General features: G+C 39.5%; 7 protein-coding genes. 3 read left to right on the top strand and 4 right to left on the bottom strand.

Annotated elements, in window-relative coordinates; all coding sequences use genetic code 11:
* The 3 genes from MKL35_RS01005 to MKL35_RS00995 all read left to right on the top strand — a co-directional run.
* Nucleotides 1–972 (top strand): acetyl-CoA C-acyltransferase (locus MKL35_RS01005; protein WP_270912582.1); only part of this gene is annotated, 972 nt, incomplete at its 5' end.
* A gap of 10 nt (nucleotides 973–982) precedes the next feature.
* On the top strand, nucleotides 983–1,762 hold the full coding sequence (pcaD, locus tag MKL35_RS01000; protein ID WP_032010553.1) for a 3-oxoadipate enol-lactonase: 780 nt from the start codon (nucleotides 983–985) through the stop codon (nucleotides 1,760–1,762).
* Nucleotides 1,763–2,021: 259 nt separating this feature from the next.
* Nucleotides 2,022–4,484 carry a penicillin acylase family protein gene (locus MKL35_RS00995; RefSeq protein WP_032010555.1) on the top strand — a complete coding sequence of 821 codons (2,463 nt, stop codon included), beginning with the start codon at nucleotides 2,022–2,024 and terminating at the stop codon, nucleotides 4,482–4,484.
* A gap of 70 nt (nucleotides 4,485–4,554) precedes the next feature.
* Here MKL35_RS00995 and MKL35_RS00990 read toward each other — a convergent pair whose 3' ends face one another.
* The 4 genes from MKL35_RS00990 to feaR form a co-directional block, all read right to left on the bottom strand.
* Complete coding sequence (locus MKL35_RS00990) at nucleotides 4,555–6,042, bottom strand: NAD-dependent phenylacetaldehyde dehydrogenase (protein WP_032010557.1); 1,488 nt, start codon at nucleotides 6,040–6,042, stop codon at nucleotides 4,555–4,557.
* A 33-nt stretch (nucleotides 6,043–6,075) separates the two neighbouring features.
* A complete protein-coding gene (locus MKL35_RS00985) occupies nucleotides 6,076–7,293 on the bottom strand; it encodes a hypothetical protein (RefSeq protein WP_081404412.1) in 1,218 nt (405 codons plus the stop codon).
* A 144-nt stretch (nucleotides 7,294–7,437) separates the two neighbouring features.
* On the bottom strand, nucleotides 7,438–9,753 hold the full coding sequence (tynA, locus tag MKL35_RS00980; RefSeq protein ID WP_106479795.1) for a primary-amine oxidase: 2,316 nt from the start codon (nucleotides 9,751–9,753) through the stop codon (nucleotides 7,438–7,440).
* A gap of 208 nt (nucleotides 9,754–9,961) precedes the next feature.
* A complete protein-coding gene (feaR, locus tag MKL35_RS00975) occupies nucleotides 9,962–10,876 on the bottom strand; it encodes a transcriptional regulator FeaR (RefSeq protein ID WP_032010563.1) in 915 nt (304 codons plus the stop codon).
* Nucleotides 10,877–10,923 lie beyond the last annotated feature (47 nt).

Genomic DNA, 10,923 nt, shown 5'->3' with positions numbered 1-10,923 from the left:
CCGGCAACCACCATTAACCGTTTGTGTGGTTCATCACTCGATGCCATTGCCATTGCTGCCCGTGCCATTAAAGCAGGTGAAGCGAACTTGGTGATTGCAGGTGGTGTGGAAAGCATGAGCCGTGCACCTTATGTGATGGGTAAGTCAGACAGTGCCTTTGGCCGTAGCCAGAAGATTGAAGACACCACTATGGGTTGGCGCTTCATTAACCCGAAACTTAAAGAATTGTATGGTGTAGACACCATGCCCCAGACTGCCGAAAACGTGGCTGAACAGTTTAACGTCAATCGTGCAGATCAGGACCAGTTTGCCTTGGTGAGCCAACAACGCACCGCAAGCGCGCAAGCCAAAGGCTTTTTTTCTAAAGAAATCGTGGCAGTTGAAATCCCTCAGCGTAAGGGTGATGCGGTGGTGATTGATACTGATGAGCATCCTCGTGCATCAACCACACTTGAAGCTTTAAGCAAACTTAAACCTGTTGTGAAAGCAGATGGCACAGTCACTGCGGGAAATGCTTCAGGTATTAATGATGGTGCGGCAGCTCTATTGATTGCTTCTGATGATGCAGTTCAGGCATACAACTTAAAACCACGTGCCAAGATCATTGCTTCAACAGCCGTCGGTGTAGAACCACGCATTATGGGCTTTGCTCCAGCACCAGCCATTAAAAAATTACTTAAACAAGCCAACCTGACTTTAGATCAGATGGATGTGATTGAGCTCAATGAAGCCTTTGCTGCACAGGCTTTAGCAGTGACCCGTGACTTAGGCTTACCAGACAACTCTGACAAGGTAAATCCAAATGGTGGTGCCATTGCTTTAGGTCATCCGCTTGGTGCATCAGGTGCACGCCTTGTGACCACAGCTTTAAACCAGCTTGAAGAAACAGGTGGTCGTTATGCCTTATGTTCAATGTGTATTGGTGTGGGTCAAGGCATCGCATTGATTATTGAACGTGTTCAAGCACTTTAAGGAGAAAGAAATGCCATCTTTTCAATCTGTTGATGCACAAATTAACTATCAAACTTTTGGTGAGCCATCTTCCCCTGCTCTGGTGTTTTCCAATTCTTTAGGCACTAACTACGGTATGTGGCAAAAACAGTTTAATGAGTTAAAAGATCAATTTTTTGTGATCTGCTATGACACTCGTGGTCACGGTTCATCATCTACGCCTGACGGTCCATATACTGTAGAGCAATTAGGTGAAGATGTTGTCCGTTTACTGGATCATCTGAATATTAGCAAAGCTGCTTTTTGTGGTATTTCAATGGGTGGTTTAACCGGTCAATGGCTGGCAATTCACTACCCTGACCGTTTTAGTCATGTGGTTGTGGCAAATACTGCCGCTAAAATTGGACAAGAACAAGCATGGCTTGACCGTGCAAAATTAGTACGTGAGCAAGGTTTACAACCGATCGCAGCTACAGCAGCTTCGCGATGGTTTACAGATCCCTTTATCCAAAGTCATCCATCAATTGTCAACAACCTGTGTAACGACTTAAGTGCTGGCAGCGCAATGGGTTATGCCAATTGCTGTGAGGCTTTGGCTAAAGCGGATGTCCGTGAGCAATTAAAAGATATCAAAATTCCAGTATTAGTGATTGCTGGAACTCAAGACCCTGTAACGACAGATGCAGATGGAGAGTTTATGCAGCAACGTATTCCGCAATCAAAACTTGCAGAAATAGATGCCTCTCATATTTCTAATGTAGAGCAACCCGAAGCTTTTAATAAAATCTTAAAAGATTTTTTAGTAGGTTAATTTCGCTCTCAATAAACTTTATTCATTTCTAAAAAGGCCAATCATGGCCTTTTTTATTTTCTCAAAATAAAAAACTAAATAACTTGTTCGAGAAGGTATAAATATATACCTCAAATGTAATGGAAAATTACATGGATAAATAACAGTATTTTAAATTCATGAACAGGGCTTGTTCATCAGTGACGCGACTCTAAGTTGATTCTTAAATCGCTCACTTCTATTCATAATGAAAGTAAGGATATCTAAATTGAACATATCTATGCTGAACTCTCGGCCTCACCCTACACGCCCTTTAATTAAATATGGAACATTACTTTTAGGTGCGCTTTTAGCGGGTTGTAATTCCTCATCAAGTTTAGACCCCACACCGACACACAAGCAGATCACAATTAAGCGCGATAAATTCGGTACTCCTCATGTATATGCAAATGATACCTATGGACTTTTCTACGGTTATGGCTATTCAGTAGCGACCGATCGATTATTCCAGATGGAAATGTCAAAACGTACAGGACAAGGTGCAGTTGCCGAGGTACTCGGTCCCGACTATCTTCAATATGATATTGCAACACATAGCCGTTTTGACCCAGAAAATATTAAGCAACAACTCGCTGCACTCTCACCAGAAGACCGAGCAATTTTTGAAGGTTATGCCGCAGGTTTTAATAAGCGTGTTAAAGAGGTTTTAGCAGATCCAGCTCTTATGCCTAAAGAGTTCACAGATCATGGTTTTAAACCATCAACATGGCAACCAGAAGATATTGCTATGGTTTGGGTGGGCTTAATTTTAAATCGCTTCTTTTCAGCAAGTTCGGAAGTATCAAATTTAGATTTACTCACGCAATTGCAAAAAGAAAAAGGTCAAGAAGAAGGCCTTAAAGTCTATCAACAATTACGTTGGCTAGATGACCCAAGCGCTCCGACCATTATTCAATCTGCACAAAAACCACAGTTTATAGCTTGCCAACAGCAAACACTTAAAGATATTAGCCCTATTTCAAACAAAGCAGCCAGAACCTATCTAGCTCAAGCTCGCATTGCTTTAGGCAAAAGTGTGGTAGATGGTGTACCTACCGCCAGTAATGCATGGGTCTTAAAAGGTGATAAGACTGTTGAAGGACAAGCTGTTTTATACAATGGACCACAACAAGGATGGTATACGCCCGCAATTACCTACGCTATTGGATTACATGGTGCTGGCTATAATTTGACAGGTATAACTCCTGTTGGCTTACCTGCAATTTTATTTGGAACTAATGGCAAAATCGCATGGGGTTCGACGGTAGGTTCACTCGATACTAACGATGTTTATCAACTCACCCTGAATCCAAGTAATTCAAAAGAATATTTATATAAAGGGACATATATTCCATTTGAACACAAGCAAGTAAAAATAAAAATTAAGAATCAAGCCAACCATGTTTTAGATGTTTATAAGAGTAAACAAGGCTTTGTAAGTACATGGGATGAAAATAACCATACGGCGTATGCACAAAAACGTAGCTGGGAAGGCGTAGAAATTGAAACCTTATTAGGATGGGCAAATGCAGCCAAAGCCTCAAATTGGGATGAGTTTCTTGCTCAAGCCAAACGTGTCGCGGCCTCTATCACTTGGTTCTATGCCGATACTAAAGATAATATCGGTGTGGCTGCTTTAGGTCGTTTACCTATTCGCCCTGAAAACCAACATATTCAGCTTCCAGCTAAAGGTGATGGTTCAATGGAGTGGCAAGGTTTTTATGACTTCTCACACAACCCTAAAGAATACAATCCGCAAAAAGGTTATGTCACAAGCTGGAATAACAAAGCCTATGCAGGTTTACGCTCAGATTCGTCAAACTTTTCTTATGTTGATCGGGTCAATGAACTAATTGAACCTTTAGAAAGTAAAGCAAAACTGAGTCAGGAAGAAATTTGGGAAACTAATAAAACGGCTGCATGGTCTGATTTAAATGCGCGTTATTTTGTTCCTTATATGATTCAAGCTGCACAAAGTCCTAAGGCATCACCATTAGCTAAAAAAGTCGCGCCATTACTTGCTAGTTGGGACCTTAAATTACGCCCTGATAGTGAGGCGAAATATTATCAAGGTGCAGCACCTGCAATTACGCGTGCATGGCTTAATCAAATGATTGAACTGGTACTCAAGCCAAACCTTTCGGAAAATATTTATAAGCGGTATACCGATACGCTTTATCCGGTAAATAATGATCCGCGTAGTGCACAGCCAGCGAGTGCATCAAAATTAATCTGGAATGCACTGCAAGGAAAACAGGCAAGCGTTCCTCAGAATGTTGATTTCTTAAAAGGACAAACAGCAGATGAAGTCGTATTAAAAGCTTTAGAAAATGCGCTGAATGAACTTTCAAATCAATATCACTCTACCGACCCGAACGACTGGAAAATTCCGGTGGCAACCATGGGTTTTTCCAGCAAAAATTCGGTAGGCATTCCTTGGGCTGATCCATCACATGAACAACAGCTTAGTACTTATGGAAATACAGGAAGTGCTACTTTTAGAGTGGTCTTAAATCCAAATCAAGTCACCATGTGTTCGATTTTGGCCCCAGGACAAAGTGGTTTTATCAATCAGAATGGAAAACCTGATGCCCACTTTGCAGATCAGCTCTCTTTATTTGAAAGTTATAAATGTAAAGATGATGCGGTGAGTCAAAAAGAAGTCGACCAATCAACTCAACAAAGCATCACTTTAAAATACTAACTTTTTAGCCCAATTTTTATGTTAAAAGCCGAGGTTTGTTATTTATAAAATGACAAATCTCTTTATTGGCTTAATACCGAATCATCACCGATTTTAATTCGGTGTAATCTTCGATAAATGCATCTGAAAACTCTCTGCCAATTCCTGAAGCTTTCACCCCACCAAATGGCACTGATGGGTCTAAGAACGTATGCATATTGACCCATAAGGTCCCTGCTTCAATTTTAGGAATTAAACGCAAAGCTTTCGATAAGTCATTTGTCCAAATACTTGCCGTTAAACCAAAGCGCGACTGATTCATCAGTTGAACGAGTTCTTCATCAGTTTCGAATGGCATTACCCCGACTACTGGACCAAAAGTTTCTTCTGAAAATAAAGGATCATCGGTATTTTTGAAGGAAATTAAAGTCGGCTGAACAAAATACCCTGTCTGATCTAGAGCCTCACCACCAGCAATAATCTGGTTGTTGGTTTTAGCCATATCTAAATAATGTTTTACTTTATTAAAATGTGGCTGATTAGAGAGTGGGCCAAACATACTTCCCTCGTCCATTGCCGATCCAATTTTTAAACTAGAAAGTACTTTAGAAAGTTTCTCAACAAGTTCATCATATTTTGTACGGTGTACAAAAAAACGCTCTGGGGATGCGCAAACTTGACCTTGATGTACAAAAGTTGCTTGCAATAAAGTCGGTAAAATCTCATCAATATTTGCATCAATCAAAACAGCTATGGCATTTTTACCGCCCAGCTCCAGACTTACACGGGTTAAATCACTACTCATCGCAAGTTTACCGATGGCAATACCTGTTGGAACTGAACCTGTAAATGAAACTTTCTTAACGAGTGGCGACTCAATTAAATATTGCCCTGTATCGCCCTTACCTGTAACCACATTAATCACACCTGCCGGAATACCTGCCTCAATGGCAAGTTCAGCTAAACGTAATAAAGATAAGCTGGCAAACTCACTTGGTTTAAGCACAATGGTACAACCAGTTGTCAAAGCTGAACCTATTTTCCAAACTCCAATCATCAGTGAGAAATTCCAAGGCACAATACCTGCAACCACACCCACTGGTTGTCTTAAAGTAAAGGCCGTATATTTTTCACCTTGCATAGAAGGAATAGAAGGTTGCATGGTTTGACCATTAATTTTGGTTGCCCAACCAGCAAAATATCTTAAGAAAATAACAGATTGTGCGACTTCAAGATGACGGGAAATATTGATAAGCTTTCCGGTGGATAACGTCTCAAGCTGAGCAAGTTCTTCACCATGTTGCTCAATTAAATCTGCCAACTTATTTAATTTAACGCCACGTTCATACGGTGTAGTTTCGGCCCAAGCATTTTGAAAAGCATGTTCAGCACTTTTGACGGCGCTTGCGACATCTTGTTGACTACCAATACTAATTTGAGCAACCACTTGTTCAGTCGATGGATTTACAATATCCACTTTATCTAAAAGCTCGGCAGCAACTAATTTTCCATCAATAAAATGTCCATGTTGACGTGCCATAAAATGCTGCACGCTTTGTAAAATCTGAACTTCACTCATTTTTATTTCTCTCAATTCATTTAAAAGGATCTATTAATAGATGTATTGCAAAATTAACTGCGCATAGACATTGGTTTTGTCATCGTAGTTTTGTGTACCACCACTATGGATATCGTGTTTCGGTTTATAGATTCCCACTAAAGGAATCACGTTGAATTTTTTATTGACCGACCAAACCGAGAATACATCCAGCTCATGTCCATCTACATTGGTTAAAGATTTATTTACTGTTTTGAACTTATAGGCCAAAGCACCCAACATAAAATTTTCTTTCAAGTTCATCATGTAAGAAACTTGATGAATATCTGCATTTATATTGAATGGACCAGCATAGTTTCCGGCTACCTCCCCCTGAAACCACGTACCGAACCCGACCGTATTTCCATAAAACATAGGGTCATATTGGTCTGAAAAATGACTAAAACGGTAACCTAATGAAGGCGTATATTTTGAAGATAAAAAGTTATAGTTCAGCGCTAAGTAGCCAGCATTTTCATCGCCATCTTTTTTATCTTGAACCACAAACTCAGTTTTAACTTGTAGCTCTGGTAAAGGTTGATAATTCAAACGTAAAGCATAATTTTTAAGATCTTCACGCCCTGAAACGTGTTCAGCATCTTTAAGGTCTAATACGTTTAAGTAAGTGAACCCAAAGCCCTTATCTTTAAGTTGATACATTAAATCAGTCACAAACAGTTCAGGTGAAAATTGTGCTTTGTTGTTTGATTTTAAATAAGCCAACTTTAGCGTTGTATTCTCTTGCAGTTTGTATTGAAGCAAACTGGTAAAATCAAAGCTTCGACGGGCTGCCAGATAATATGCGCCGCCCCGATCGAGTGTGCCATCCGCAGGCGCTTTACCGAGGTTTAATGCGTCACCCGCAATGAAGAACCCGTCACCAATCATGATATTTTGTCGCCCGATACTTAAATCATAGGTCGTTAACTCATCTCTATTGGTGCCGTCTTTAAAACCAATGATCCATTCATTTACATCTGTTTTATGTTCTTTGCCATTACTATTTTGGCCTGCGTCGCCATCACCAAATGTTGCCGAGCTAATGCCACTTAAGCTTGCATAGAGCTGATTGTTTTTAAAGGTGTATTGTCCTTTAGCACCATATTTAAGATGACTTTCTTGCCAATTGATTCTTTTATCATCTAGGTTTTCGCCGTTATAGCTTTTACCACTACTAAAAGCTCCAAAAGTTGCTTCCAAAGTCGGTTTAATTTCAAGCTCACCAGCATGCACAGTTGAAAAAAATGAGACAAAGAGAGTCCCTCTCACAACCTGAGAAAATAAATTTTTCATTGAGAAATTCCTTTTTTGCGAACGGCTTAACCGTGCTCAGGTGTGGGTAACCGATTCGTTACCCACCCTCGTTCATCTTGGTCTTTAGTGATGGTCGTGCTGCGTGCTTTGCTCGTCTTCACCCAAGTTTAAAGTCGGGGTGTTGTCAAAGAAGTTCCAAGGTTTGATTAGGGTATAAACCCATTCTGTCGGCATAATTGGCCATTCTTCAGCACGTGCCACATGGGTTGTGCCTGTTGTCATCCAGACCACAAGGTCTTTATTTTCGATATTTTCGTTGTTACCAATGAACTGTCCTAAGCCTGTATCATGAGTTGAACGGTTTGAATATTTCCCTTCAGGATAGCGTTCATCCGGATTGTACTGAGTCACCCAAATTTGCTTATCCATAAAGTTCAAACGTTTAAATAACCATTCATCTTTAGAAAAATTGGCACCCTTCGCAACAGGATGTGTTCCACCTGCAAAAGGAATGAGTTGGTAAGAAACCGGATTACCTAATTTATTTTCCTTATTGAAATTCGTGAGTAAACGAATGGTAGACGGATCAAATTTTTCAGCTGCATTTTGCTCATTCGTAATGACTTTACTGTCAATTTGCATTGAACTTGTACGAACACCGCCTTTGTCGTTGGCTTTCACTACAGGGTCCATATGCATAAAGCTGTTGTTTTCCCCATCTACATCCATGTCTAAGCGGAAGTTATAGATATGTTGGTGCGTTGTACCGACAATATTATGGTCAATTAAAGTTCCATATTTGGTGTCTTCTTTGGCAGTACTGTCATGCATAGTGCGTGATTTAACGCCTTTAACAGCTTCAATACCCGTTGCACCCGCATTAATTCCAATTACACCATTTTGGGAAAATACCCAGTCAAACATGTAATCGTAGTTTCCAACCGTACTAATCCAGCGCACGACAAGTTCACGGCGTGCTTCACTGGCATCTTGGTTACCAAAAATTTCGTGATGTTTATATTCAGGTCCGGCATAACGTTCAAACACAGCAATGGCATTTGGAATTACTTGAGGCTGGCCTTTATAGTCTGCAATCACGGCATCAAGTAAAACAGCGTTGTCGGGTGCATCTGTTCCCGGAATAATAGATGAGGTAAGTGTTCCCATCCCATATTCGCCAGAGTCCAAATAAGATTTGAAGTACCAACCAATATCAGGGTCGCCATATGGAACCACCATTCCACCAAGGTTACCTTCATACATGACTTTACGCTTTACGCCCTTATCTTTATAAGTCACGGTTGAAAGCTGTAAGCCAACACGAGAGTCTAACGCCACATGCAAACACCAGTTGCCCCAATGTATGGTTTGACCAGTAATGCTAAAGTTTTTACCCTCAGGTTCAGTAATATTGAGTGGTTTTAGCTTACTTGCTACGGGCTTATTCGATATATAAGGCCGATTTGCCATCGGTACAGGAATGATTGCGCCTTCTTCAATCTTGATAATTTTTTCTTTATCTAAATCGACTACAGCAACTAGGTTCTCAATAGGATGTGCCCAGTAGTTACCATCTCCTACATCAAGGTAAGCGACGACTTTTAATATGTTGAGTTGTTTATCAAGCCCATCTTTACCGCCAAAATATCCAACAGTTAGCGGTGTAGCAATCACTTTCTTCACATCGGTAATGCCGCGTTTGCGTAAAGCTTCCTGATATTCTTTACTTGTCTCAATTACACGTTGTACAGCTTCAAAATTATCTAGCAGCACCATACCGTGAGTATCTTTAAGTACATTCCATTTTGTGACTTGTTGAGTATTAAGATTAACTTCACCTTCAATCGCTTGATTGCCCTTTAATAAAATAAATGAGGCAATACGATCTTCTTTAAAATCTTTATGATTAATAAAGTAATCCCATACTTTGGCTTTTTCAGGTTCTTTAAGCTTTAACTCGGCAAAACGCATATTTTTATAGGCGTATTTCGAGCGGTTAATTACATCAAATGTCTTTTTGATTTCATCAGAATTTAAGCTATTGAGCGGGTGAAAGGTATTTTCAACTTTAAAAGTTTGATCTAACCCCGACTGGAAGACTTCGTTAAAAAAATCTTTTCCAATAACAGGTTTACCATCTTTAATTAATAAAGGGACACTGAGTTTTAAAGGTTTGCCATTCACTAAAACTTGATTTGAGTTTGGCTTGGCTCTCACCACTATAGAGCCTTTGGTAATTGTATAGGTATTGGTAAAGTCATCTTTAACAACTTTAGCGCCTTGCTCACTCATGTTCTGATAAAGTGAGACCATGTCGGCCTTGCCACCATGCGCAAACGCTTGAGTATTGAGTCCCCAAAAGCTTGCAGCGATTGATAAGTTAAGTGCCAGTATTTTTTGTATGTCATTCAATAATCGTTGTTTACGCATTGGTTTCATCCTTTTCATCTATCCCTGAACTATCTGAATCAGACAGTTAAAATGCACTTTCCTGTGAGTGAAATTCATTAGACCAACTTAATAGTTCTATGGTTATTAAGCTTATCTAACCTGCTCTAATGAATTTAATTTCAACACAGTTACATTGGGCTAGCTTGTTCAAGAATGACGTCGAACTTGTCTAAAAATGACATTGAGAGTTAAAAATTTAAACTGATATACCCTCTCTAAATTCTTTAGGAGAGATACCATAGGTCTTTTTAAAGATTTTTGAAAAATGAGCACCGTCCCAAAAACCCCATTTCAAGGCAACTTGGGTAATTGAGCTTTGTTTGTTCTTTTTATCAAGCAAATCTGCTTTGACTTTTTCTAGGCGTTTGAGCTGTATATATTTATTAATAGATAAATTTTCTTGAAGGAATAAACGGTAGAGATGACGCAGTGACACTCCAATATGCTCTGCAATTAATTTAGGTGTTAAATCTGGTTTTGCTAAGTTTTCTATAATATAGCGCTCGGCTTTTTCCATCAGGTTATTGGAGCTATTTATATTTTTATAATTAATTGTGGGTTTGATTAAAGCAATTAACGCATCTTCAAAAGCATTACCATCTTCGGTTGCATACCAAAGTTTGATGTTTTCAGCAGACATATTTTTCAAAATATTTTTAAGTAAAAAACCACTCATATTTTGAGTAATAAGCTTTCCAAAATATTCGGTACTAATATTTTCTTTCAGTAATTTTTCACGCGACAGATGGACTGAAATCTGGCTGACTAATCCTTGCGGATACATTGAAATAGTTTCGACCGGGTCGACCAACACAATATCGCCTTCATTCAGACTTAGAGTCTCATTTTTATACTCGAGCAGCATTTTTCCCGAATACTGCAAAATCAAAAAACAAAAACGATTATTCACTCGATCGATTTCATCGGCTTTTCGGACTATTTTATTGGCATTGTTTTTAATAAAAGCAATTTCGGTATCGCCCAGTAAAAAGCATTGGACCTCACCGATGAATAGATTACGGGTTCCGTCAAAATCGGTTTCAAAATTGCCGCACACACTTTTAATATGGTGCGTCCATGTGAGTAATGCATCGCTTACATACTGGTTCATCCCTTACCTCTCTATACATATGCCACCGCTCAAAATTTTGCGTTTAT

The organism is Acinetobacter sp. AOR41_HL (genome assembly GCF_027854645.1).
Classification (GTDB): domain Bacteria; phylum Pseudomonadota; class Gammaproteobacteria; order Pseudomonadales; family Moraxellaceae; genus Acinetobacter; species Acinetobacter nosocomialis.
The sequence above is the reverse complement of the archived record's forward strand: the minus strand, read 5'-3'. Positions and strand labels throughout refer to the sequence as shown.

What these genes read in the sequence shown, in the direction of transcription:
- MKL35_RS00990 (WP_032010557.1), bottom strand. Translation starts at nt 6,042, where the DNA reads ATGAGTGAAGTTCAGATTTTACAAAGCGTGCAGCATTTTATGGCACGT.
- tynA (WP_106479795.1), bottom strand. Translation starts at nt 9,753, where the DNA reads ATGAAACCAATGCGTAAACAACGATTATTGAATGACATACAAAAAATA.
- feaR (WP_032010563.1), bottom strand. Translation starts at nt 10,876, where the DNA reads ATGAACCAGTATGTAAGCGATGCATTACTCACATGGACGCACCATATT.
- pcaD (WP_032010553.1), top strand. Translation starts at nt 983, where the DNA reads ATGCCATCTTTTCAATCTGTTGATGCACAAATTAACTATCAAACTTTT.
- MKL35_RS00995 (WP_032010555.1), top strand. Translation starts at nt 2,022, where the DNA reads ATGCTGAACTCTCGGCCTCACCCTACACGCCCTTTAATTAAATATGGA.